The 24,098-nt window shown below is 67.3% G+C and carries 24 protein-coding genes; 10 read left to right on the top strand and 14 right to left on the bottom strand.

The features are described 5' to 3' along the window. Positions 1-39 precede the first annotated feature (39 nt). A complete protein-coding gene (locus tag C5B85_RS02680) occupies positions 40-1,794 on the top strand; it encodes a cell wall metabolism sensor histidine kinase WalK (protein WP_181064241.1) in 1,755 nt (584 codons plus the stop codon). A 21-nt stretch (positions 1,795-1,815) separates the two neighbouring features. On the opposite strand, the gene C5B85_RS02675 is transcribed toward C5B85_RS02680, so the two are convergent. Both C5B85_RS02675 and C5B85_RS02670 read right to left on the bottom strand, forming a co-directional pair. Next, the gene (locus C5B85_RS02675) at positions 1,816-3,618 is read right to left on the bottom strand and encodes a carboxylesterase/lipase family protein (protein ID WP_104284500.1); all 1,803 of its coding nucleotides are present in this window, start codon (positions 3,616-3,618) and stop codon (positions 1,816-1,818) included. Continuing rightward, complete coding sequence (locus C5B85_RS02670) at positions 3,615-4,532, bottom strand: SDR family NAD(P)-dependent oxidoreductase (RefSeq protein ID WP_104284499.1); 918 nt, start codon at positions 4,530-4,532, stop codon at positions 3,615-3,617. The genes C5B85_RS02675 and C5B85_RS02670 overlap by 4 nt, the downstream gene beginning before the upstream one ends. 107 nt (positions 4,533-4,639) lie before the next feature. On the opposite strand from C5B85_RS02670, the gene C5B85_RS02665 reads away from it, so the two are divergent. Beyond that, the gene (locus C5B85_RS02665; protein ID WP_104284498.1) at positions 4,640-5,071 is read left to right on the top strand and encodes a MarR family winged helix-turn-helix transcriptional regulator; all 432 of its coding nucleotides are present in this window, start codon (positions 4,640-4,642) and stop codon (positions 5,069-5,071) included. 25 nt (positions 5,072-5,096) lie between these two features. Further along, a complete protein-coding gene (locus tag C5B85_RS02660; RefSeq protein WP_104284497.1) occupies positions 5,097-6,119 on the top strand; it encodes a nitronate monooxygenase in 1,023 nt (340 codons plus the stop codon). 294 nt (positions 6,120-6,413) lie between these two features. On the opposite strand, the gene C5B85_RS02655 is transcribed toward C5B85_RS02660, so the two are convergent. Then, positions 6,414-7,295, bottom strand: a complete 882-nt coding sequence (locus C5B85_RS02655) for a MerR family transcriptional regulator (protein WP_104284496.1) — start codon at positions 7,293-7,295, stop codon at positions 6,414-6,416. A gap of 151 nt (positions 7,296-7,446) precedes the next feature. On the opposite strand from C5B85_RS02655, the gene C5B85_RS19080 reads away from it, so the two are divergent. Beyond that, a complete protein-coding gene (locus C5B85_RS19080) occupies positions 7,447-7,623 on the top strand; it encodes a hypothetical protein (RefSeq protein ID WP_181064240.1) in 177 nt (58 codons plus the stop codon). A 355-nt stretch (positions 7,624-7,978) separates the two neighbouring features. Here the strand turns inward: C5B85_RS19080 and C5B85_RS02650 are convergent, their stop codons facing one another. Beyond that, positions 7,979-8,851, bottom strand: coding sequence for an alpha/beta fold hydrolase (locus C5B85_RS02650; protein WP_104284495.1), 873 nt, complete (start codon positions 8,849-8,851; stop codon positions 7,979-7,981). A gap of 85 nt (positions 8,852-8,936) precedes the next feature. On the opposite strand from C5B85_RS02650, the gene C5B85_RS02645 reads away from it, so the two are divergent. Next, positions 8,937-9,461, top strand: a complete 525-nt coding sequence (locus tag C5B85_RS02645) for a CGNR zinc finger domain-containing protein (RefSeq protein WP_104284494.1) — start codon at positions 8,937-8,939, stop codon at positions 9,459-9,461. A 48-nt stretch (positions 9,462-9,509) separates the two neighbouring features. Here C5B85_RS02645 and C5B85_RS02640 read toward each other — a convergent pair whose 3' ends face one another. The 3 genes from C5B85_RS02640 to C5B85_RS02630 all read right to left on the bottom strand — a co-directional run bounded on the left by C5B85_RS02640 (position 9,510) and on the right by C5B85_RS02630 (position 12,363). Next, positions 9,510-10,280, bottom strand: coding sequence for a hypothetical protein (locus C5B85_RS02640; protein ID WP_104284493.1), 771 nt, complete (start codon positions 10,278-10,280; stop codon positions 9,510-9,512). A 32-nt stretch (positions 10,281-10,312) separates the two neighbouring features. After that, complete coding sequence (locus C5B85_RS02635) at positions 10,313-11,218, bottom strand: DNA adenine methylase (protein ID WP_104284492.1); 906 nt, start codon at positions 11,216-11,218, stop codon at positions 10,313-10,315. Positions 11,219-11,307: 89 nt separating this feature from the next. Then, positions 11,308-12,363 carry a hypothetical protein gene (locus C5B85_RS02630; RefSeq protein WP_146077817.1) on the bottom strand — a complete coding sequence of 352 codons (1,056 nt, stop codon included), beginning with the start codon at positions 12,361-12,363 and terminating at the stop codon, positions 11,308-11,310. A 335-nt stretch (positions 12,364-12,698) separates the two neighbouring features. Between C5B85_RS02630 and C5B85_RS02625 the strand changes: the two genes are divergently transcribed. Together C5B85_RS02625 and C5B85_RS02620 are read left to right on the top strand one after the other, a co-directional pair. Next, positions 12,699-13,763 carry an HNH endonuclease family protein gene (locus C5B85_RS02625; RefSeq protein ID WP_104284490.1) on the top strand — a complete coding sequence of 355 codons (1,065 nt, stop codon included), beginning with the start codon at positions 12,699-12,701 and terminating at the stop codon, positions 13,761-13,763. A 110-nt stretch (positions 13,764-13,873) separates the two neighbouring features. Further along, the gene (locus C5B85_RS02620) at positions 13,874-14,068 is read left to right on the top strand and encodes a hypothetical protein (protein WP_104284489.1); all 195 of its coding nucleotides are present in this window, start codon (positions 13,874-13,876) and stop codon (positions 14,066-14,068) included. A gap of 63 nt (positions 14,069-14,131) precedes the next feature. Here the strand turns inward: C5B85_RS02620 and C5B85_RS02615 are convergent, their stop codons facing one another. The 3 genes from C5B85_RS02615 to C5B85_RS02605 form a co-directional block, all read right to left on the bottom strand. After that, positions 14,132-14,551 carry a hypothetical protein gene (locus C5B85_RS02615; RefSeq protein WP_104284488.1) on the bottom strand — a complete coding sequence of 140 codons (420 nt, stop codon included), beginning with the start codon at positions 14,549-14,551 and terminating at the stop codon, positions 14,132-14,134. Positions 14,552-14,557: 6 nt separating this feature from the next. After that, complete coding sequence (locus C5B85_RS02610; protein WP_104284487.1) at positions 14,558-14,902, bottom strand: hypothetical protein; 345 nt, start codon at positions 14,900-14,902, stop codon at positions 14,558-14,560. 236 nt (positions 14,903-15,138) lie between these two features. Next, entirely contained in the window at positions 15,139-15,360 is a 222-nt protein-coding gene (locus C5B85_RS02605; RefSeq protein ID WP_104284486.1) for a hypothetical protein, read from the bottom strand. A 655-nt stretch (positions 15,361-16,015) separates the two neighbouring features. On the opposite strand from C5B85_RS02605, the gene C5B85_RS19345 reads away from it, so the two are divergent. Then, positions 16,016-16,291: a hypothetical protein gene (locus C5B85_RS19345; RefSeq protein ID WP_219819322.1), complete on the top strand. Its 276-nt coding sequence runs from the start codon at positions 16,016-16,018 to the stop codon at positions 16,289-16,291. Positions 16,292-16,351: 60 nt separating this feature from the next. Here C5B85_RS19345 and C5B85_RS02595 read toward each other — a convergent pair whose 3' ends face one another. From C5B85_RS02595 to C5B85_RS02580, 4 genes are all read right to left on the bottom strand, one after another. Continuing rightward, complete coding sequence (locus tag C5B85_RS02595) at positions 16,352-18,145, bottom strand: HSP90 family protein (RefSeq protein WP_104284484.1); 1,794 nt, start codon at positions 18,143-18,145, stop codon at positions 16,352-16,354. Next, entirely contained in the window at positions 18,142-20,469 is a 2,328-nt protein-coding gene (locus tag C5B85_RS02590; RefSeq protein WP_104284483.1) for a hypothetical protein, read from the bottom strand. Before C5B85_RS02590 ends, C5B85_RS02595 begins: the two co-directional genes overlap by 4 nt. Before the next feature lie 293 nt (positions 20,470-20,762). Next, positions 20,763-21,524: a hypothetical protein gene (locus C5B85_RS02585; protein ID WP_104284482.1), complete on the bottom strand. Its 762-nt coding sequence runs from the start codon at positions 21,522-21,524 to the stop codon at positions 20,763-20,765. Continuing rightward, entirely contained in the window at positions 21,517-22,443 is a 927-nt protein-coding gene (locus C5B85_RS02580) for a hypothetical protein (RefSeq protein WP_104284481.1), read from the bottom strand. The genes C5B85_RS02585 and C5B85_RS02580 overlap by 8 nt, the downstream gene beginning before the upstream one ends. A 597-nt stretch (positions 22,444-23,040) precedes the next feature. Here C5B85_RS02580 and C5B85_RS19485 point away from each other — a divergent pair. Further along, positions 23,041-23,175, top strand: a complete 135-nt coding sequence (locus tag C5B85_RS19485) for a hypothetical protein (RefSeq protein ID WP_258070581.1) — start codon at positions 23,041-23,043, stop codon at positions 23,173-23,175. Then, complete coding sequence (locus C5B85_RS18905; protein WP_146077816.1) at positions 23,115-24,065, top strand: transposase; 951 nt, start codon at positions 23,115-23,117, stop codon at positions 24,063-24,065. Before C5B85_RS19485 ends, C5B85_RS18905 begins: the two co-directional genes overlap by 61 nt. The last annotated feature ends 33 nt before the right edge of the window (positions 24,066-24,098 follow it).

Genomic DNA, 24,098 nt, shown 5'->3' with positions numbered 1-24,098 from the left:
AGCAGAAGCAGAAGAGCCGGGGCCGCGGGCGCCCGGCGTGTGCCCCGGCTGCTCGCCCGCTACCTCGCGGCTGGAGTGCTGCTCGTCTTCGCGTCGGCGGGCGGCACGATCTGGCTCGCGGAGACCTCCGAGTACCGCTACGACGAGCAGGCGTCCGGCGCCGCCCTCATGCGGGATGAGCAGGTGATCGACGAGCTCACGAACTGGGCGGGGAGCCACACTGACTGGAGCGCAGTCGGGCCAACGCTGCTGCTCCTCAGCAACGAGACCGGGCGCCGCATCGCCGTCATCGACGCTGCGGGGACGGTCATTGCCGACACGGCGCCCGAGCTGCCCCGCCCAGCGAGCTCCACTCGGCTGCTCGACCCGCTCGAGCCGCTCTCCGACCCGGTGACGCTCGAGCCGCAGCTGCACGAGGGAATCACCGGGCCCTTCCTGCTCGATCAGACGCAGCGCGACCAGCTCACGGGGCAGGCGAGCGCGGTGGTGGAGTGCTTGGGTGACGCGCTCGTCGACACGACGGTGTGGGCGAGCGGTCGCCCCGTGGTCGTCGGCGGAGAAGAGGCCCAGGATTGCGGCCGTGCGGCCTTGAACACGCCGCTGCCGAGCGAGCGGATCGCCCTCGACGAGCTCCGCGATCGCACGAACGCGTGCCTGCTCGCCGCAGATGCTCCGCTCGTCGCCGACGTCGAGCTCGACCTGCCTCCGTCGGACGACTCCGCGCATCTCGCGCTGCGCACCGTCCCGGCGAGCGGTGATACCGCAGACGAGTGCCTCTTGCAGGCGCGCATCGACCAGTCCGAGGCGACGACGGCGCCCGCGGTGCACGTGGTCCTCACCGACGAGCGTGGCGGCCCGCAAGGTCCCCTTGACGCGAGCCCGGGATCGATCGCCCGCTTCGGAGTCTTCATCGTGGTGCTGCTCGCGCTTCTGTCGGCAGCGGCGGCGCTCATCATCGGGCCGACTCTGCGGAGCGCGCGCCGACTCGAGACCGCCGTCGATCGCTTCAGCGCCGGTGACCGCGACGCTCGCACGGGGCTGCATGCTCGCGACGATCTCGCGGGAATCGGTGCGGCATTCGATCGCATGTCCAGCGAGATCGCCGGGCACGAAGCGTCCCGCCGTCGTCTGCTCGGCGATATCGCGCACGAGCTGCGCGGCCCGCTCACGAACATCCGCGGTTGGGTCGAGGCTGCGGACGATGGACTCGGTCTCGATGATGCGGCACTCCGCCGGCTCGTGCTCGACGAGGCCAGGCGCATGGAACGTATCACCGGCGACCTCCAGCTCCTCGCGCTCGCGGAGTCCGGTGACCTCGTGCTGGAGCGCACGAGGTGCGATGCGGCCGCCGTCGTGCGAGAGCTCGCCGAGGCGTACCGAGCCCGCGCGGCCACCGCGGGTGTCGAGCTGAACGTCACGACCCCTGAGCAGCTGCCGCTCGACACGGATCCCGCCAGATTGCGGCAGATCCTCGACAACCTCCTCTCGAACGCGCTGCGGCACACCCCGTCCGGTGGACACGTTGACGTCGAGGCGGCGGCGGCAGCAGACGGCACGGTGCGCATCTCCGTGATCGACACCGGGACGGGCATCGCCCCAGCCGACCTTCCCCGCGTCTTCGATCGCCTCTGGCGCGGGGAGCCTTCTCGAGTCCGCGCAGGGCAGAGCACCGGCCTCGGCCTCTCGATCGCCCGCAGCCTCGCCGGAGCGTTGGGCGGCACCATCCAGGCGTGGAGCACTCTCGGCGAGGGCAGCCGGTTCGAGGTGGCGCTGCCTGCGCTCAGACCACAGTGACGGGTTCCGCGTGCAGCACGGTCAGTCCTGAGCCAGCCAGAAGTCGACCTCCTGCTGGCGCGGCCTCCGAACGACCCTGGTCTCGTCGCCGAGCTCGAGGACGTGATCGGGAGAGGCCTGGAGCGTGGGCCAGGCAGGCCGCGCACCGCCGTTCGGGTCGCCGGTCCTGACGAAGGCCAGCCAGTAGCCGGTCATCTCGGCCTCGAGACGGTGATCGATTGCTTCGTAGGCGGCGTCCCCGTCGGCCCCGAGATTGCCGTACGCGTACATGACTTCGGCCCCGTGGTACGCGCCGAATCGCTCGAGTGCGGGGTCCGGAGGCACCCGCGTGAAGAAGTACGGGTAGACGTTCCCGGAGCCCGTTGACGCCGAGCTCACGCCCCACTCGTGCATTGCGCTGACCATCGACCTGTCGGTCTCCGCCCGCACACGCGAGTCGAGCACCTGCTCGACAGTCTCGCCCGGGTAGAGCCGCAAGTAGGTGGCCGCGTCTGCGCCGTACATTTCGCGGGCTTCCTGTTCGTAGGCACCCGGGTCCGTGTCCAGGCTCCCCAGCAACGACAGCGAGGCTTCGTCGGCGTTGCTGCCCAAGAGCAGAGGGACGTCATTCTGCGCGCCGGCGGCGTAGATCTCGGTGGGCGACGCGGGGAGCAGCGCGCCGTCGATGTGCGGCCACCAGTGCGCCGACAGCGAAGCGGCAGCTTCTTGGATCGTCTCGGAGGGCAGTGCGCGCAGTTCGGCCAGACTCGCGACCCCGAGCGTTTCCTGCAGCGAGGCTGCGGCCGCGCGGGCGTTCTCGGCGGTGTCGTACAGGTCGCCGGCGTCTCTGTCGCCGGCCGTTCCGAGACAGCTGCCGCTCTCGCCGATGAGGCCGTGCACGAGCCCCGCTGCAAGCGGGGAGACGCCGAGGATGCAGGCGCTGCCGGAGCCCGCCGACTCCCCTGCCACGGTGACTCGGCCAGGATCGCCGCCGAAGGCGGCGATGTTGTCCTGCACCCAGTGCAGAGCGGCGATCTGATCGCGGAGGCCCTGGTTGCCGCCCTCGTCACCCAGCTCCTCATCCGCGAAGAAGCCGAACACGCCGAGACGGTAGTTGATGGTGATGACGATGGCCTCGCCGCGAGCAGCCAGCGCGGCACCGTCGTAGGCGGGAAGCGCCCCAGACCCACCGGTGAATGAGCCACCGTGCACGAACACCAGCACCGGGAGTCGCTGTTCGGGCTGCGCCGAACTGCTGCGCCAGATGTTGAGCCGCAGCGCATCCTCGTCCGTGGCGTAGCCGCCGAGCAGGGTGTTCTCGAGCGGCACATCCATCACCTGCGTCGCCGCGCGGAGGAAGAACGTCGGCTCGGATTGGACAGCAGAAGGGCCGAAATCGTCCGCGATCAGGGTCTCAGCGTGAGGAGGCGCGGGCTGCGGCGCCGCCCACCGCAAGTCGCCGACGGGAGGGGCCGCGTACGGTATGCCGGCGAATGCCTCGACCCCGGCTTCATCGTCGCGCACCCCGACCACTGCTCCCTGCTCCGTCGTCACGGCGGCAGTATGCGGACCATCGATGGTCCGGGTCACGCTCGGCGGACCAGCCACGATCGCGATCGCTGCAACGAGGGCGGCAGACACACACCACGCCGGCACCTGCACGAACCATCGACGGGAGCCCCATGTGCGTGTCGCGATCGCAACGAGCAGCACGCTGGCACCCACCAGTAGCCATGCCCACCAGAGCCCCTGGTTGAGCCAGACCAGAACCCCGCCGAGAGCCGAGACCAGCACAAGCGGCACCCACCACCGGGCTCCGGACTTCGGAGTTCGCGGAGCGCTCATGATCTCTCGGGGATGATCGGGGCCCCGAGACGCTCTTCGACCTGCATCCAGACTCGTCGGCCGAGCTCTGGACTGAGGCTCGTCGGCACCGGCGTTGCGAGGATCGGCGCCCCGGTCGCTCCCGTGCGCGGTCCGAAATATGCGTCAGCTGGAACCACGGGCGCAGTCATCGCCGCGATCGTTGGTTGCGCAGCCACATCCTTGCCCTGCGCGACCTTCGAGAACACGGGACCCATGAACGTGGCGAGTGCCCGGACGACCGTGGGTCGTTGATGCAGAGGTGGCCGATCCGGCGTCAACGCGTCGATGGCGGAGCCGGGGTGGCTGACGATCGATCTGACCGGAGAACCGCTCCCGCGGAGATGCCTGTCGAGCTCAAAACCCAAGATCTCTGCAGCATGCTTGGAGGCTGCGTAGGCGACTCGAGGGCGATAGGAGTCCGGAGCATGCCAATCCTCTGCATCGAAGGGGATCTTCTTCGTGAGGAAACTGCCTGTGCTGACGATCCGCGCCGCAGGAGCGCGCATGAGCGCGGGGAAGCTCAACCGCAGGAACTCGAGGTGGGCGAGGACGTTCACCCCGACGGTGGACTCCACCCCGAAGGGCCCTTCAACGTAGCTCGGGTGGGCGGCGATGACTCCCGCGTTCATCACGAAGCCATGGACCGGCTGGCCGACGCCGACGCGCGATCCGGCCGCGCGAACGGATGCGAGGTCCAAGAGATTGAGTTCGAGGTGACGGTGGCGGCCGGGTTCTGGTAGGAGCGCAATCGCGGTCTGCGCCCGTTCCGCGGACCGGGCTGCCACGATAATCTGCGCGCCGAGGCGTGCGAGCCCTTCGGCGATGAAGAATCCGATGCCGCTCGTGGCACCGGTAACGACGACCGACTGGCCCTCGAGTCGTGATGTGTTCACAGGTCCGGCTCTCTGTTAGGGCGCATGGGCGAGGCGTTGATTCCTTCAAGTTCTGAAGTTACCCTAGCAGAAACTTCAAGTCTTGTAGCAAGTGCTAGTGTGTGCACATGCAGGACGAACGCGCGCAGAAGCTGTCCGAGGCCCTCTTCGCCGTGTACGACGTCGTCGCGCGCACCAACGACGCCCTCGAACCAGCAATCCAGGAGTTCGCGCTGACCGCTGTCACTGCTCATCTCCTCTGGGTGATCGACCCCGATGCGCCCGCACCATCGATGAGCACAGCCGCCGAACGAACGCACTGCACCCCACAGAACGTGACCTTCATGTGCCACCAGCTCGAGGCCAAGGGGCTCGTGACCCGAAAACCGTCCCCCACCGATCTTCGACAGCGCGTCATCGAGCTGACCACGGAGGGACGCGTGGCCCGCGACGCGATCGTCAAGCTCGCCTCGACCAGCTCACCGTTCGCCGGCGTCGACGAGTCCGACCTGACGAAGATCACGGAGCTCCTCGGAAGCACCCCTTCGCGCCAGGACTGACCCGCCCACACGGAAAGGTACGAACATGCCCCTCCCCTCGCCCCTGGACACGTTCAAGCGCATCGCCGTCGCGCCCATGGCTGGCGGTCCGAGCACTCCCGGCCTCGTCATCGCGGCCGCAAACGCAGGACACTTCGCGCAGCTCGCTGGCGGGTACAAGACAGCGGCGGCCCTGGAGGCGCAGATCGCTGAGGTGACCGAGGCAGGGGTGCCGGTCTTCGGTGTCAATCTCTTCGTCCCCAACCCACACCCCATCGATGAAGCGGGGTACGCCGCGTACTGGGAGCGCATCCGGCAGCACGCGTCCACGCACGACGACGCCGCGACCATGGCGCCCAGGCTGGAAGACGACGACGAATGGGCGGAGAAGCTGGACGCTGTCATCCGCAGTCAAACCCCGGTGGTGAGCTTCACGTTCGGGCTCCCCTCACCGGACGTCTTTCGCAGGCTCCGGACGGCTGGGATCCTCATGATCCAGACGGTGACGTCCGTCGACGAGGCGCGACGGGCTGCAGCAGCCGGCGCCGATGCTGTCACCGTTCAGGGGTACGACGCCGGCGGTCACAGCGGCGTCTGGGATGCAGACATCTACCCGGAGAACGTCCCGCTCGCGACGCTCGTCGAGCGCGTGCGCACGGTCACGGACCTGCCGCTGATCGCGTCCGGTGGCATCACTCGCCGCTACCAGGTGCGCGAAGTGCTCGACACGGGCGCAGACCTGGTCGCGGTCGGAACCGCGGTGCTCCGGTCCGACGAGAGCGGAGCATCCGCAACGCACAAGGCCGCGCTCGTCGACGAGCGCTACACGGAGACGACCCTCACGCGCGCCTTCACCGGCCGCCCCGCTCGGGCGCTCGTGAACGCCTTCGTCGAAAGCCACGCCGATGCGCCCGTCGGGTACCCGGCGCTCCACCACCTGACCCGCGCGATGCGGGCGAACGCGACGGCCGCGGGCGACAGCACGCTCGTCAACCTCTGGGCAGGCCAAGGGTGGCGCGACACCAAGGAAGGCCCGATCGTCCCGATCCTCGACGCCCTGGGGCCATGAGGCGCCACTGAGTCTGACGACCCACAGGAGAAGTCGCTGAGACTACCAGCCGCGCGAGGGGCATCGATCCGACGCGTCGTCACGAGGTGTAGAAGGTGACCTTCGACCAGTAGCGGCCCTTCGCGGCGTCGTATGCGCAGGGCGTGTACAGCGCCGCCCGGTACCCGAAGGACCAGTTTCGGATGTACGACCTCGCCGCCTGAGTGCACGAACCCGGAGTGGAACCCCACACATATTGATAGGAGGTCGCCGCTTCTGCGGCGTGAACACGCCGGTTACTGGAGCCCTGCTGGGTCAGTAGAGCTCGTTAGCCAGTTCCTGCGCCAGCTCCATGCTTCGCCAACGCGCGGGGGAGAAGTCGTACGGCATCATCTGCACGGCCTCGACAAGGCTCGTCGACCCGCGCGTCGCCCCGCCGACGGGAGCTGGATGCGACTCCTCCCAGGCGTCGAACCGGTCGTTGTCGGCCTGCGCCAGGCCGGAGCTCTCGATGACCCCGTTGAGCTTGGCCTCGAATGCGGCCCGCTTGGCGGCCACCTCTGCCACGCGGGGGTCGTCGACGGCGACCGTGTCGTCGAGCGCCTCTTCGGCGGCGTCGACCCGGTCACACTCGTCCCGCAGATCCGGGTGAGTGGCGAGGGCCATGAAGCGTGAGGCCTGGACGGATGCGCCGAGCTCGCCGAAGATCCGCTCGGTGACGAGCAAGGCGTCCAGGTCGTCCTGCCGCAGAGCCCCGTCCGGCAGGTCAGCGAGGCGGTCGCTCACGACATCGGAGAGCAGCCCCAACCTGCTTCCCTGCGCGCGCATGCGCTGCACGGCCATCCGCTGCCGCTCGAGATCGGCCTGCCGGACGACGAGGGACTCCTCCAGTCGCTCCAGGATGCGCGCGACGTCATCGCCGTCGCCGTCGCCGCCGCCGCTGTCGGCGGAGTCGGCCGAGCCCGCGAAGGCGTCCCGGATGTCATCGAGGGCGATGCCGGCCTCAGCCATCCGGCGGATCCACAGCAGCTGGATCATCTCGTCGTAGCCGTAGCGGCGGCGGTCGTCGCTCCCCCGCTCGGGCTCCGAGACCAGGCCGATCTGGTGATAGTGGCGGATCGCGCGCGGAGTGGTGCCGACGAACTCGGCGGCGCCCCCGATCGTGACCTGGCGCGGCGGGATGAACGACGAGAACATGTGCGGCCTTCCTCTGGGTGGGCGGGATTGCATCCACTGCACCACATGACGCTACGGAAGCAGCAAGTCCGCGACTTGCGCGACCCGACGCGGGCGCCTGTCGATTGCGGTTTCCACGAACCACGAGCCGACCGAGCGATATCGTGAACGCATGACAGGCAGCACCCTGCGATGGGCGACCGAAGCGGATGCGCGCAGTGTCGCGGTCGCGCATCTCGACTCGTGGCGGGCCGCGTGCGTGGGCCTTATCCCTCGGACGTGCTGGCTGTGGTCTGAGCGTCGTTCAACGCAGACCGGGGCCGTCGCTGGTGGGACCCGCGCCGGTTAGCTCCACCCCCGCCGCTTGACTGGGATCCTTGCTCGGAATTGTGAGCCCTGCCACGAGGGTCGCCTGGCCCCTCGTGCCGACCGAGCAAGGAGCCGGCCTTGCAGTCGCCCGAAGCGAAACTCACCCCAAGCAGCTAGGTCGCGGTTCGCCGGACGACCAAGGGAGACGGGTGGTTGAGCCGCCGCGGCACGGGCTGAGCGATGCTCGTGACCGGGAGGTGACGAGCATGCTCGGGAGGCTCGAGGGTATCCGGCCGCAAGACATGCCGTGAGCTCGCAGGCGGCAACCGCTTCTTCGGCCGGCCACCCAGTCCCGCCGGGGGGAACATCGAAGGCGGACAGCCCGGCCCGCCGTTCTACGCGCTTCGATCGCTGGTCCGGAGCCAGCCCCTGATGGTGCCAGCGACCTCATCCAGATGAGACTCAAGCAGGAAGTGTCCGCCATCGAAGAGTTCGACGCGAGCGTGCGGAGCGTCGCGGGTGAACGCCTCGGCACCGGCGGCGTCGAAGATCTCATCGTTGCGCCCCCAGACGACAAGAACCGGCACCTGCGACGTGCGGAGCCAGGCGTGCACCGCGGGGTACAGGTCACGGTTGGTGGTGTAGTCACGGAAGAGCGCCAGCTGCACGTCATCCTGTCCAGGCCGGGCGAGGAGCGCGAGGTCATGCTCCCACGCGTCGGGGTCGACGGTCGTCGTGTCCGGCACGCCGTGGGTGTACTGCCATTCGACGGCTTCCCGCCCGAGGGCAGGACGGAGCGCGTCGCGCGTCTCGGCGGTCCGTTCGGCGGCGTCGGCCCAGATCGGGTCCCAGAATCCAGGCACGAAGCCCTCCTCGTACGCGTTGCCGTTCTGGGAGATGACCCCGACCACCGCAGCGGGGTCGGCGAGAGCGAGGCGCCAGCCGACCGGGGCACCGTAGTCCTGGACATACATCGTGTAGTGCGCCACCCCGATGGTCGAGAGGAACCGGCCGGTCACCCGCGCGAGGGCCGCAAAGGTGTACTCGAACTCGTCGACCGAAGGCGCAGCGGAACGGCCGAAGCCGATGTGGTCCGGAGCGATGACGCGGTACCGATCGGCCAGCGCGGGGATGAGGTGCCGGAACATGTGGGAGCTGCTCGGGTACCCGTGCAGAAGCAGGAGCACGGGAGCGCTTGCAGAGCCGGCTTCGCGGTAGAAGACGTCGAACCCATCGACGGAGACGGCGCGGTGGTGGACAGTGACCATGACTAACCTCTTTAACTTGTTTTACTGGTTAGCTGGACGCTAGCATGTCTCCATCGCATCGGAAGGTGCGGGAAAGCGAGGAGAGGTGTTTCGCAACGAGGAACTGCTGCTGAGCCTGCTGAACAGCGCACCGGTCATCGAGGGCACCCCGACCGACAGCCTCGAGGGCGCAACGGGGCGAGACGTCGCTCGCAGCTGGGGCGGGACAGGATCCGCCAACGAGTTGTCGCGCCTCCGACGCGTGCGACAGGCACTGCAGGCCATCATCCGCAGAGAGGACCGAGGCGCGATCGGAGAGCTTGCGGGTACCCTCGACGAAGTCGTGCAGATGCCCCACGTCACCCCGAATGGTGTGGCCTGGGAGCTTCAGGTTCCCGACGACGACCGTCTTGCGGCGGGGGTCGTGCTGGCGTGGTCGAGCGTGATCACGGAGTTCCCCGGGCGCCTCCGCGCCTGCGCGAATGACAAATGCACCCAGTTCCTCGTCGACCACAGTCGCCCTGGTACTGCCAGGTGGTGCTCGATGGCGGTCTGTGGCAACCGGATGAAGGCGCGCGCGCACGCACGCCGCTCCAAGGCTGATGGAGGCTGGCCTGGCGCGATGAGCTGAGAGCACTGAAGAGATGCTGCAGCCGCGCGATGGCGTGGGACGAGCCGATCAGCCTAGGAGATCACCTGCGGTTGAGCTCGAGACGATGCCTGCGATCAGGGCGATGATGTTCTCGCGGTTGCCTTCCAGCCATGAGTCGACGACGTCTTCGCCGGCGGACTTCGACTTGGATGCGGACCAGGCGGTGTTCTCTGCCGTAGGAATGGAGTACTTGATGAACTCGACCGTGGAGAGGACTGGTTCCTTGCCGACGGGCAGCTTGACGGTGCCGTCGTCGCTGCGCACCGCCGCCGCGAGGTGAGCGGCCGTCGCCTCGTCGGTGACGCGCTTGCGGGTCACGACCAGCTCGGGCGCGTGCTCGAGCAGCAGCGCCATCGCCTCGTGGATGCGCTCGGCGTCGATCTCCTGGTACTCCTCGACGCTGTCGGCGTCGTTCTCGAGCGCCCAGGTCAGGTGGCCGGCAGCGTCGTCGATGGACGCCTTCGCGGTGCCCGGGGACTTGTACGAGAGGCCGCCGAGCGGTGTCTCGAGGGTGCTGGCTTCCTTGAGGGCCTTGTTGTACGCCGTCTTCGTCTTGTAATCGGACTCGACGATGCGGGACCGGCGCAGGCGCATGGCCAGCAGCGCCTTACTGCGGTCGGCCGCGATCGGCCCCTGGAGGAGCTTGACGAGCGTCTCCTGGACGGTGACGCGGCGTGCCGCCTCGAGGCCGTCTTGGATGGCGACTTCCGTGGCGCGGGCGACCTCGATGGGGTTGGGTGCCGGTGCGGTGGTGACGGTGGTGGATTCTGTGGTGGCCGTAGCCTCTGCTGTGCTCATGCGGCATCTATGCGGGGACCGCTCCCCGGCACCTACGCGACCCGCTCCAGGGCACCCTTCCCGAGCGGATTCGAGAGCACCGGCGCGGACCAGTGCGGCGTGATGAGGTACTCGGCCCCGACCTTCCCGTGATGCGCGGAGTGCGGGATCTCGAACCGGTCGATGCGATGGCCTCGGTAGAGCTCGGCGACGTCCGGATGCTCGTCGTACGTCAGCGCCCACGGCGCCGGGCACCGATCGAGCGCCGTCGCGAGTCGCTGGTGCAGGCCCGCGTCCATGCCTTCCGCGTAGAGCCGGTTTCCGACGCCGACGTACGGCGGATCCGCGAACACGAACACCTCGTGCTCGATACCGGACCCGGGCAGCTCCTCGATCCGGGAGATGCCGTCATGGCCCCGCAAGATGAGCCGGCGCGAGCGTCCAAGCCCCGCGATCACACGGAGTCGGTCGGCGAGACGGTCGGGGCGCGCGAACCGCGCGTCCACAAGCCACTTCCCGGTCTGCGCTTTCCCGCCCATGGGGCCGACGTTGCCGAGCACCATGCCGCAGCGCGAGCACCGGTTCAGCACGAACGCGGCATACCCGCGCTCGTCGACGGGGATTTGCTCGCCGGCCAGCGATGCGGCGACGAGGTCGCGGCTACGCCAGAACAGGTCGAGCGTCGCCGTCGTCCGTTCGACGCGGTCAGCGAGGGCGTCGCTATCGAGCGCGCACGTCCAGAACGCGTGCAGGGCGGGGTTGAGCTCGCACGCCCACACTTCCGGGATGTCGTGGTCGAGCAGCGCCGTCAGCGCGGCCCCGAGGCCTCCGCCGAACGGTTCGATCCAGACCTCGATGTCGAGCATGGATGGGCTTGAGAGCATCCGATCGGCGAGCCACGACGTCATGCGGGCTTTGCCGCCGGGGTAGCGGAGCGGGCTCGCGTATCGCGTGGTCATGCCCCAGCTATGCGGGGGCTGTCGGATGCCGACCACGGGATACGCCCCACCCACGCATCACCGGGGATGCGCGGGTGGGGCGTTCCGGATCAGGTCCAGGAGATACGGATGAGTCCGGCGTTCAGCCCGGCCGTGCCGGTCCCGACGAGGGTCGTTGCGACTCCAGCGCCGCCGGTGTAGGACGAGCCGCCTCCGCCGCCAGTCGTGTATGTGTGCACGAAGCCACTCGCGGTGTGACGCGCGATCGCGCCGCCGCCACCTCCTCCGCCGGCGTAACCTCCGCCGCCTGCACCGGTGACACCCTGGATCGCGCCCGAGGTCATGAGGAATCCGGCGCCTCCGTTGCCACCGCCATTGGATCCCGTTCCGAAGTTGCCGCCCGCGCCGCCAGTGACCGGCGAAACCGCGGTGAACTCCGTCGGGAAGTTGTTGTACGCGAGTCCTGCGCCCCCGGCGCCGCCAGTACCAGCATTTGCTGCCCTGCCAGGCTGTCCACCAGCGACGTTCGTTCGGGTGAGCGTCGTTCCCTCGTAGAAGTTGGCGGTGCGCCCGCGCCCGTTGCCAGGGGTGGGGCCACCGTTGGAGTTGCCGTACGGCGCGCCGTTCAGAGGGCTTGTCGTCGCCCCATATCCGCCCCAGGTGGGGCCGGATGGGTTGCCGTTGGCGTTGGTCGTGGGGGTTCCGCCGGCTCCACCCGCGACGACGTACGGGGTCGTGCCGATGAGGATGGCCGACCCACCGCCGCCTGCTGAGCTGCCTCGTGCGCTGGGCTGAGCAGAGCCGCCCGCGCCATAGCCTGCGCCGCCGACGGCGCCGACCGTGGTGCTGGACGAGAAACCGCCGTTTGCGCCGACAACGAGTCGCAGCGTCACGCCCCGGCTCGGCAGTGCGAGCGTTCCCTGGATCAGCCCGGCGGCTGCACCCGTGGCTCCGCCGCCGACGACCTCGAAGGTGACGGAGGAGACGCAGTCTGGGAGCGTGAGGTCGTAGACGCCGGGCGCGTAGAGCTCGTTCCCGGGCGTGCCGCAGGACGCCGAAGCGAACGGGGTGGCCGTGGCGACGGCGATGACCGGAATCGACCAGGCGGCTCCGTTCACGAGCGAGCGTCGCGAGACTCCGCGTTTGGCGTGTTCGTTGTTCGTCACGAGTGGCATGTCCTCCAGAAGATTCCCCATCACGGGGAGGCGGCCAGATGTTGGCCACCGAGCGTCGTCGGTTCACTGTTCGAGAGGTCACGTGGGCCCGACGGTGATGAACACTCGCCGATCTGCGGCGACAACGACAACAGGCTATGCGGGGGCCAGAAACGGCTGGTCTTCCCAACCGCGATACGCAATACCCAGGTCGTTTCCCGCAATCGGGCATTCACCAGCACGCACAGTCGACCCCGCCGCTCGAAAGGCGCGTCGGTGAATCACGAGCTGCGCCGCGCGTCCCCGCATAGGGAAGGTGTCAGCTCGTCCTAGCCTGGAAGGCACGCATGTCTCTCTTCTCCACCCTCCGCACCGCCACTGCCGGCGCGTTCCTCGCCCTGACCGCCTCAACCGCCGTCGCCTCCCCCGCGTTCGCCGCACCGGCCGCGACGCAGGCGCCGATCACGCTGGACGTGGCCAAGAGCAACGTCGCGCCGCTGATCGACGCCGGGTTCGCATCTCAGGTCGACGGCGCCTGGTACGTGGACGGTGCCGCGGTCGCAGCTGCCGCTGAGGGGCTGCGGACCGTGAACTCGTCTGCGACGGGATACGACCGCGACCTGTTCAAGCACTGGGCTGACCCGGACGGCAACGGGTGCGACGCCCGCAACGACATGCTCCAGCGCGACCTCACGAACGTCGTCCTCCGCGACGGGAGCGACTGCATCGTCGAACGCGGGACCCTCCAGGACCCGTACACGGGCGAGGCGATCCCCTTCACCCGCGGCGTCGCGACGTCCGGTGCTGTCCAGATCGACCACATCATCCCGCTCGCCGCCGCATGGACCGGTGGCGCGAACGAGTGGGATGCCACCAAGCGTGAAGCACTCGCCAACGACCCGATGAACCTGCAGGCGGTCGAGGGGCGTGCGAACTCGGCGAAAGGCATGCGCCTCGCGTCCGAATGGATGCCGACCAACACCGCCTTCCACTGCACATACCTGGCGCAGTTGACGAGCGTTCTCAAGGTGTACGACCTCGCTGTCACGCCCATCGACCAGGACGCGATCATCAACGGCGGCATCATCAACGGCGTCTCCTTCGCGGGTGTGAGCTCGTGCGCGCTCCCGGCCGGCGCAGTCGTGACGGACCCGAGCGTCACGCCGTCGACCACGCCCATCGAGACGGTGGAGGTTACCCCCGCCCCGGAAGCAACCAGTACACCTGCTCCGGTCGAGTCTGAGACGCATGCTGCCGCCGTGGCGCCCGCCGAGGCCGGGCACGAGGCTGAGACTGGCTCCTCCGTCCTCGCAACCACCGGCGACGCGGCGCTGCCCTGGACGCTGGGGCTGGCAGGTGCAGCGCTCGTCGCGCTGACCGCTCTCGTGCTCCAGCATCGCCGCAAGGCCTAGCGCGCCCAGATCAGTAGGACCTCGAACCCCGTCATGCACCGCGTGCGGCGGGGTTCGTCGTCACTGCCCGCATAGGAGAGGACACCCCCATCCAAACCATGGAGCCTCACATGACCACCACGACGCACCCCCTCCCCGCAGCTTCCTCTCCAATCGAACTCATCCCGATCATCGAGCGCGGACCCGGCGCCGATCGCGGCTACTCCGAGTCAGTGAAGTCCATGCGTGGAATCCTCATCGGGCTGGCTATCGCTGTCCGGTTTTGGAGCGCTGTGCTCGCAGGGGCAACGATCCTCGTCCGCTGACCGCCTTCCCACCAAGCCGCCCCGCACAGAGATGCATCGGGGCGGCTTCGTCGTTGTGCGACGTCACTCGGGGAGCTCGTTCTCAGCATGCTGCTCCGCGACCGTGAACGACCCTCCATCGGCCGGGTCGAAGACGAGGCCGTGCTCTGTAGTGAGCGCCTCCACCTCGCGCTGAGCGGCGACCACATCGACCGACGCGACCGCACGCGTGCTCCAGGACCCATCAGCGGTTTCTCGCAATCTCAGCACGGCGGCCTGCCACTGGGAGACTCGGCTGTTCACCTCATCGCGATCAGACCGGTCGAGCTGGTCGAGGACCTGGCCGCGGTACTTGTCGAGGTGCTGGTGCGCGTATCGCTGCTCCGATGGGAGGTCTTCGAAGTCGCTGTCGCGGTGGATCGCGGCTGTCTTGACGGTCCAGTTGGAGGGGCCCGAGGATGCTGGGTTGAACACGTCGATCTTGGTCGCCTCGAGCTCGTTCAAGTCGGCCTAGCCGTACTCGCCGTCGCCGTGCCCGACGATGCAGGCGTACCCGAACACCTGGCGGGTCTCGGGGTCGTATTCGCAGACCCAGTAGTCGTAGCCGGGGCCGGAGTAGTGCGCGACGAACTGCTTCCCGCCGAGTCCTGACCCTTGCCCTTCGGTGCCGTAGAGGCCGGGCCAGTCGGCGGCGCTGGCGGGCACGAAGTCGTGGTCGCGCACGTTCCGGTTCGTTCCCGGCCATGCCACTGAAGGCGCGGCCGCGGGCGGCGTGTGGTCCTGGAAGCCGAACTGGCCTCCGGTCGTGCCGTTGCCGCGGGCGGATTCGCGGCGTGATTCTGCTGCAGTCGTCATGACGAGCTACTCCTCTTATTTCCGTGGAACTTCGGCGAGTGTGGTCAGCGGGTTCGGGCGGCGATGTTGTCGGGGTGCCAGCGGTGCGCTCGCCACGCCTTCCTGTGCGCGGGCATCCGCACCAGCACCTGGTTGTGCCAGAGCTTCGGGATCAGCACCTACGGCTCCGTCTTCTCTCCCATCTCGCACATCGGGGCCCGGTCGCAGACCTTGCACCCGCCCAGGCCGCCGTGTCGTCAGCTCCTTCCGAGCTCAGCGGCGATCTGCGCGGATCGCAGCAGCGCGGCACGGAACTCCGGCTGCCGGTGCAGATGCCGCACGACCTGGTCGCCGCCGTCGGCGAGACCCGCGAGGTAGCCGGCAGCGTATGCGTCCACGGTCGACGGGTGGTCGCGGTCGGCTTCTTCACGTCGAATGTCGGGGAGCTGGTCGAGGGAGGACTGCGAGGTGGTGGTCATGGTCGATCTATGCGGGTGTAAGGGCCACAGCCGACACTGGGGCCGGTGAAATGTCAAGGGGTGAGAGGGGACTTCCGCCTCCGCGAGCAACGCGCATAGGGTGAGTGCGTCGCGGCTCGCCCCCAAGCGCTGCGACGCCGGGCCTCGCACCTGTTCCCCCGCTGGTGCGAGACCCCTTTCGCGCGCCACGGGAAACCGCTCCCGGCGAGCTTCTACGGCAGATACGCTTCGATGCGCGACGAGATGAGGCGACGCGTCGGGGGACACGGCGCCAGAAATTTCGTCGCCAGCGCCCCTGCATCGTGAGTGACTCCGAGCGGGGGCGCTTTTCTGCTCGGCACCGGGATGGCAGTCTCGCAATCCCTGCCGAAGCCCGCAGGGTCTCGCACGACAAGCATCAGCGATGGCCCGCGGCTCCTACCGTCCAGGTTCCCGGCCGTTCGCCGCCCGCGATGCGCGCCGTCGTCGAAGGTGCACCTGACGTGCATGAAAGCACTCGCGATCGAGGTCGGTCGGGTGCGGCTGCAGCATGGTGCGTGTTGGCCTATACGACAGGATCACAGCCAGCGAATGTGCTTGATCAATACGAAATCCTGCATCTACTCGTCGACATTGCGGGTGGCGCAGCTGCTTCTAGTCCTCGTCTCGGGGCTCGATGCCCGCAAAAGCTGAAGGTGTGCTGCCCACAGCGCCGCGGTGTGCCGACCCCGAACGGATGATCTTCGTGTTCGCGTTCCGCCGGTCTCGCCTGGGACGGCTCGCCCGCGTCTTCTGCGGCGAAACCGACCGGGCAGAGCGCATCGCCGGACAGGTGCCGACGCTACTCCGGACTCGGTCCCGCAGCTCCCGCATGATCGCCGAAAATCGAACCGACCCTGTTGGGCTCGACAAGCACGACGTCTACTGCCCGGACTTGGCGGACGTGCAGTAAGACTGTCCAGGGCGCCGCGTTCGCCGTTATCGGCGCCATACCGGTGCGAAGCCGATGCCTCTACGGCCGGTCCCCTGCCGCCGTCATGAGCGCCTGCAAGGCTCGGTTGAGGAGCACCGCATCTTGCGGCTGAAGTCGCTCCCCCGCAGTGAGCCTGCCGATCACGTAGAGACCGGCGATGGCTTCCTCGCGGACGTACCGATCCTTGATTGTCCCGAACGCGCGCACGGAGGTGCTTCCCACGTTGACGACCAGGCGCGGGCCCCGCGCGGCAGTCGACTCAGCTGGCGTCACGAGATCGCTGAGGAAGTTGCCCCACGCGTCATCACCGTCATCTTCGTCGTCGCCGACTGCATCAAATTCAGGGTCCCCGGAGGCGCCGACGAAGAGCACCGGCACGGTCACGGGTGAGAATTCTCTGAGGTCGAGTGCAACCCCAAGTCGGTGAAGCACCGGACGTGCCTGCTCCTCAAGTAACCGAGCCGCGGTGTCCCCGGGAAGTGGGAGCGGTAGCTCATCAATGAAGCGCCCAGCGTCGAAGGCTCGCAATCGTGCCCCTCGAAGCGGACGGTCGACCAGCCGACGCAGGATTTCGCGTCCGTACACGTAGGAAGCGTTCACGAGGGGCGTGCCGCGCGCGGCGAGAATCGGTGCAAAAGCGGTGAAGTCTGTCATCGAGGTCGTGTAGAGCACCGCCTCTGCGCGCCGCCGCATCTGCGCCAGCGTCTGGTCTCCCTCGTTCGTCTCCCACTTCACGCTCTGCGACACGAGCTCAAGCATGTCGTCGTCGCTGACCGCCATTGCCATCAAGCCCTTGGCATGGACGTCTAGGAACTTGGAGAAAGCGGCTGGATCGTTCGCCGCGAACCGCTCGATGCCTTCCCGAATCTGCGTGCCTATCTGTTCTTTGACGGCGTCGATCGTGATTGAATCTTGGAGTGCTTCCCGTGACGCCGTGAGCGGCAGGTCACCGGCTTCCACGGCGAGGCGCACGAAGTATGCCCACGACGGAACCAGTTGCACGCTGCTGTCCGTGACGAACATGCCCCTCGAGTAGACAGTGTCACCTCGACGCGTGCCTACCTGCCCCGGGCTATCAGCGATGAACGCGAGCCCACGCACTCCGGCACCTGGCACAGCGATCGAGAGGATTGCGAGCGGCCGGAATCCCAACTCCTGGTACGCCCAGTCCTCCATTTCCTGTCCGGTGCCCCGCCAGGGCTGTGTTCGCTGGCTGACGATCTCAGCGGGCAGGAGTGGTCCTCGATGGAGTGCCACTGGCAGGTCGAGAAGTCCCGCGAAGCGCTCGGCCAGCAGTCGCACACGATGCGGTTGCGTCCATTCCCGCTCGTCGGGTCGGGCCTGAAAACGCACCTCCGTGCCCGGCTCGGCGAGGGATTCAGCGGCGGGGCTGATGGTAAACGTGCCGTCCGCACTACCGACCCAGCTGATCGTTGGTGCATTTGCGGTGCGGGCACTCCGGGAGCGTACCTCGATGCGGTCCGCGATCAAGAAGCAGGACAACAGCCCAATACCGAACTGTCCGAGGTACTTGCGCCGGGTCTGAGCGAAGTCGTCTCGTTTGCTCGACGCACCGATTGTCGCCAGTACTTCCCGCATCTCCTGTTCGGTGAGTCCGATGCCCTGGTCTCGGACGGTAACGGCTCCGGAGCTCTCATCGACCGTAATGCTGATTTGCTCAGGTGACTCCGGGTCGATCTCGTGGCGTGCAACCACTGCATCCCGCGCGTTCTGTATGAGTTCACGCAGATACACCCTCGGGCTGGAGTACAAATGGTGGGACAGGATGTCGACGAGTCCGCGGAGGTCGACGAGGAAGCGCTCATCGCTCATGCTCGTGCTCCAAAGACCCGGCCCTTGTCCAGCCAGCGGTCTTGAAGGTGCGTGCTCCACGCGTGATTGCCGTTGCGCTCGTCGAGACCGCGGGCAATCTGTTCCACGTCCTCCCTCAGTTTCGCTCCGCGGGGGTCGTTCGGGGCCCGATCCTGCAGCACCCGGCTCGCGGCTGCGAAGAGCTCGACTTCCGTGCAGTCACCTTCGATCGTCTCCTTGAGAAGCGCATCCACGACCGAGACGAGATCGAGATCCGCGTCTGACAAGGCTTCGAGGAGCGCCCAGCCAGGCAACTGCTCGATCTCGTCAGTCGCACCTCCGACGGACTCGAGGAGCGCAGCGAGTTCGGTTCCGCCGGACCGGTCCCCGTCGCGTGCCCGTATCCAGCACAACCAACCGGCCGCACCGCGCCGCTGCAGTTCGTTGCCTACTTCTGCGACGCGTATCGCCGCTTTCTCGGCGATGTCCGGGAGGGTCAGCGCCGTCTGCCGGACAGCGACGAGGTCGAGAATGCCCCGATCAAAGGGCTCCTCATCAGCAGCGAGGCTGGCAAACATGCGGTCCGTCCGATCGCGCAGCTCCACCAGGTCACCGTGGTGGGCGGCGATCTCCGCTCGCGCGAAGTGAATTCGAGCGTCGGAGCCGCCTGTCCACGGGCGTAGCTGGTCCTCGGCTTCGATGACTTCCTCGATCTGCGACCACGGGACGCTTGGCGTGGACACTCCGTCCAGGAGCGCGAGCAGGAAGGCCGAGGGCGCGTACCCGCGGTATGTCGCGTTCACCGCCGTTGGGTCGGTCACCAGGGAGCGCTGCGCGCGCTGGTAGAGGTCAACGACCTTTCCGTTGGCGCCGAGCATCGACGACTGCATCGAGTGGAAAAGCGGCACACAGAAGCGTGTGGTTGCACAGTGAAGGAGCTCTCCCTCGGCCTCCAGCTCAGCTGCCAGCGCATCCGTTTCTTCCACACTTGTTGTTGCCATGAGCTCACGGAATCGGTCGAAGAGCGCCGTGTATCTGTCCCACAGGGACAAGGGGATGCGGTCTTCGCGTACCGAGCCTTCTCTCGCTAACCACCCAGCGGAGAGGATAAGCAGCGCACGGCCACTCGGGGTGCCCCAGGTCTGCTCGTCCTCGACCACACTCGGCGTGGGGCGGGACTCGACACCCGCCCACCAGAAGTCCTCAAGCTCACGAACGTGTACATCGGTCGCACCGCGCCGGTCAAGGGCGGCTGCAGCCTGATGCGCGAGAACTCGCAGCAGTTGCCCCTCGGTCCCGTCAGGGGCGGCGAGGAGCCGATTGCGTGCCACCGCGGCCAACGTCTCCGCATCGCTCTCATTCATAGACAGATTGCGCAGGACGTCATCGACCACGAAAAGCGCCACGTCAGGACGATGTTCCAATATGGGGATGAGCTGGCTGGCTGCAGCCTCGCGGACAAGGACCTCGATGCCGACGCCGTCGACCAATTGGTCGGCGATCGCTCTAGCCTCGTCGACGTTACCGGAGCGGAGGTGGAAGAAGGCGAGCATGGCGAGCACTGGCATTGCCTCGGTGCGCTGCTGAAGGTCGAGTCGGTCACGGTCGATGCCAACCATCCGCAATCGTTGCTCGAGCGTCTCGGTCGCACGCGGCAAGTCGAAACTTGCGATGAGCGGCAGCTCGATTTGGATCACTCCGAGATCATCTGCTCGCCATTCCTCACTCGCCTCGGAACGCCACCGCTCGATCCAGTTGGCCGTCTCGCGCCCATCACCGCGGGCCGAGGCAACTGCCGCCCTGGCGACGAGTACACCGACTGGGTCGGTACCGCGGGCGCGCACTTGAGCTTCTACCAGATCGATGACTCGGGTGAGTTGCTCGAGTGGCACTGTCGGGTCGTTCAACATGGTGAGGGTACTCGTGGCCACTGCGTTGAGCATGCGGGTGACGTTGCTCGGGTGAACGAGGTCACCATGGCGGTCGAGCAGACGCATGAGTCGAGCGAAGGCCGTCAGTGCTTCGCGGGTGAGACCGCCGTCCCCGTAGGTCATGTGCAGGTTGAAGAGCGCACTGGCGATGAGGGGCGGCAGCTGCGCGCGTTCGCAGTCACCGATGAACTCCTCAATGGCGTCGATTTTGCCCATATCGTCCGGGAGCGCCCAGAGACGGTGGCTGCGATCGTAGAGCGCCTGAATGCGCTCGCGCTGCTCCCCCTGAAGATCCTGCAGGTCCGCGTAACCGATCATGTGGTCCTCCGAGTACGTGTACGTTCCGACGCGTTCGTTGAGTCGAATGAGATTCTTCGAATCAACGTAGTCGTTGTCGACGAGGCCACTCACCATCCGAAACGGTTTGGCCGATCCCCTCGAATCATCGAGCGTTCACGCGAACTCCAGGGCCCACCAACTCCGTCGGGGCGCCGCTCTGCTGTCAGGCACGCTCGTGGCTTGCCGGCGCCGACGTGGCCACTGCCGTGGGGGCGCTCGGCGTTTGTCGAAAGAAGCAACCCCGGGGCTCGAGTTCCGTCGGTTGGCCACGCTGCAAACGGACGATTCCCGGGAGGAACTGAGTTCCTCGGCACCTCACCGGCAGCAGCACATCGACCCAGGACGCGACATGCAGGGGCGGTCGCGGGTCATCTTGGGCGGGCCACGTGCCGGCGGACCCCGGCCACTAGGAGCCGTGATTCGAAAGTCACCTTGGGCGGGCGAGTCTCCCACTGGTCGGCAAGGGCGTGCAACGTCCGTGCAGTGTCCAGCCGAGCACCTCGCGGAGGACGCTCGTCGAGGCGCCAGTCGCCGATGACTTCGCGGTTCGCTACGACGACCCTGAAGAGGCTGTGCAGGTCGATCGCGTCTTTCGTTGCGAGCCGCCCTGCCCAAGCGTAGGACTTGAGGATGACTGCGCCTTCGACAGCGGGGAGCGTTACCCCGAGTTCGAGCTCGCTCTTATTGGAGAGGGTCACGTTCAAGTCCACAGTGAGCGGCCGAGCAAGCGCGAGGTCGAGGCCGGGCATGCTGTCGAACGCTCGCCCGTCGATGCTCTTGCTCGCGAACTTGGAGGAATGGGTGGGCACGAGGAGATCGACCGTCCTGACCGCTCCGTTCTCCTCGACCAGCTCGTAGCGGTTCCCGTCGATGGCTTCGTAGCCCGCGGCGAGGAGGCGTTCGTGCGGAGCTCCGGTGGCGGCGAAGGCCGCTGGCACTCCCCCGTCCGCGTCATTGGTCCGGCGCTCTACCGTCCCCGGGCTCGGAAATCGCGCGCAGAGGATCGAGACCATGTGTCCACCCACGACGCCAGCATTTTCCTCACCATCGAGGGCTTGCGTGAGATCGGCGAGAGCTCGGAACGACGCGTCCTCCGCCGCGGTCCCCGAGACGAGATAGGCGTCAGCCATCAGCGCCCCCTTGGGCTCGGCGGACCACGAGCTCGCGCAGCTTCTCAACCGCCTCGTCGCCGTCACCCGTCGTGGCTGTGCGCTGAACGTCGAAGGCTGTGATCAGCGGGTCCGCGATGTCGGGCTCGCCCCAAGCTTCAGCGGTGGCCCAGAGCGTGGGGTCTTGCGGCACGATCACCATTGCCGTGTAGTCACTCTCGGTGGCGAGCACGAAGCCATCACGACTGAGGTCAATCGGAGCCCGCGCGTAACTGACGGCGCGCTCGGACAGTCGCCACGGCGCCAGCACGTCTGCGGCGAAGTCACCCGAGGTGAGTGTGCCATGGGACCGGAGGACGTCCGCTTGCTCGCGGATGGGACGGTCGCTCCACCAATAGAAGGTCTGCCCGCCTGGCCCGGGATATGTCCGCAGGAGCATGTCGAACCGTTCTGCGGGAGCTGCCGAAGCATCGGTTGCACGGAGCGCCGTCGACACCGAGCCTTGCGTGACCCCTGCGAGTTCGGCGAGGTGATTCTGATCGGTCTTGGATGCGCCGGAGAGCAGCGCTCGGGAGACCGCGTACCGGGCGTACGGTCGCGGACCACGCTTAGGCACGGGAGCCAACGGTGTCTCTTCGAGTGGGAATACCTGGCCTTGGTGGAGCACGAGGGCATCGAGCACCAGCGTCACCAGGTCCGGGCGCCCCAGCACCCACTCCCTCGCAGCTGCCGAAGCTCGCGGTGCGACAACGATCAGCAGCGTGTTGTCCTGGAGCGCTGCCACTTCTGCTGCAGCACGCTCGAGGAGCACAAGCTCAGGAAGGCGCTTTCGCCCAAACAGGAGCCTGGTCGGTCGACCGTCGACCGCGATCACACCATCACGCAGCTCTGCGTGCGCTCCAGCCGAGCGCAGACGACGCAGGAGCGCACTCGCGTCCATGAGGCCTCCGTATTAGATAAAGCAGGGATGCTGCTTATTCTAATACGGCATTCGGAGCCGGCGCCAGAAGACACCACCTGCCCCAGCGCATCGATGCAGAACGCGACGTGCTGGAGCCGGCGGTGAGTGGGGTGGCTAGTGCCCCATCCTGGCCGAGGTCCGAGCGAACCTGTCAAGGATGGCGATCAATTCCGGAACCGCCCACGTTGCCCCGAGAGCTCCATCTCCACCTTCTGCACGGAAGATACCGGCCTCCGTGAGCCGCTCAAGATGGCGATAGGTGGCGGCGCGATTCGTTCCCAGCTCATCGGCGACGATCTTGGCGTCCAGTACCGGGTGCTGGAGAGCTAGGCGCAGGAGCCCCTTGGCCGCCGAGTCTCCGCGGACCCTAAGGTTCACTGTCCAGGTGGGCTTATAGGACAGAACGTGTGTATCGGATCTTGATCTAGGCCCGCCGTTGCAGGCGTGTCGAGGGGTGGTCTTAGTCCGGGACCCTTAGTCGTGGGAAACGACGCCAACACGACGACTTGTTTGGTATGCGGGCAACGGCTCGTGAAGAACGGGAAGACTCCCGCGCGGACGCAACGGTGGCGGTGCTTGAACAGCGGGTCCTCGTCCGTCAGGAAGCGCGCTGACCTCGCTCGCCGCAACGAGCTACGGGAGTTCCTGCAGTGGCTGCTCGGGAAGCACTCCCAGAACGAGCTCGGCGGGCCGAGCGCGCCCGACAACTGAGACGCCGGACAGCGTGGTGCTGGGCGATCGAGCCGACACTCGGCCCGGTCGAGACGCGCCATCGTGTTGTCCTGGTCGATCGGATCTATGTCGGTTCGTGGTGTCTGCTGATCGCGGTCACGGAGGACCTGCAGGTACTGGCATGGCAGTGGTGCGCCCGCGAGTCGGCGGCCGCTTGGACGGCGCTCCTGACACGGATCCCCGCTCCTCTGGTGGTGGTCTGCGACGGCGGAGCCGGGTTCGCTTCGGCGGCTCGCTCCTGCTGGCCGGACACGAAGACCCAGCGGTGCATGTTTCACGTTCAGATGAACGTGCGTCGTCACCGCACGCTGCGCCCGAGAACCCGCGCCGGTCGAGACTTGCTGAAGCTCTCGAGAGCCCTCTCACGCGTCGAGGACACAGACTCCGCGATCGCCTGGCAGATGGGGTTCCACGCCTGGTGGACTCAACACGGGCACCTCACGAAGCAGCGTTCCACGGACGGCTGGTCGAAGTGGTGGACCCACGACAAGCTCCGGAAAGCTTGGCTGCTGCTCAGCCGCCTCTCCGCCAACGGGCACCTGTTCACGTTCGTGACCCACGGCAATGCGCGCACCACGAGCCCGCTCGAGGGCGGCATCAACAACGGCATCCGCACCACGCTCCGCAACCACCGCGGGATGAGCGAGGCACACATGAAACGCGCCGCGGAATGGTTCCTCTACACGCGCGAGCTCACCATCGAGCACGCCTACGCGCTCATCCCGACGACGCTCACGACAGCGACCCTCGAGTCGAGCGCCGCACTTGACGAGACCGACGACTTGGCCCCTCTCGTCGCGTTCCACGACACCACCCTCAGCGCCGAGGAAGGCCTCTGGAGCCGCTCAGGCTGGGCAGGCAGGCCATGACACGCACGAGCTCATACACACGTTTTGTCCTAT

Source organism: Pseudoclavibacter sp. AY1F1 (assembly GCF_002931075.1).
GTDB lineage: Bacteria > Actinomycetota > Actinomycetes > Actinomycetales > Microbacteriaceae > Pseudoclavibacter.
The sequence above is the reverse complement of the archived record's forward strand: the minus strand, read 5'-3'. Positions and strand labels throughout refer to the sequence as shown.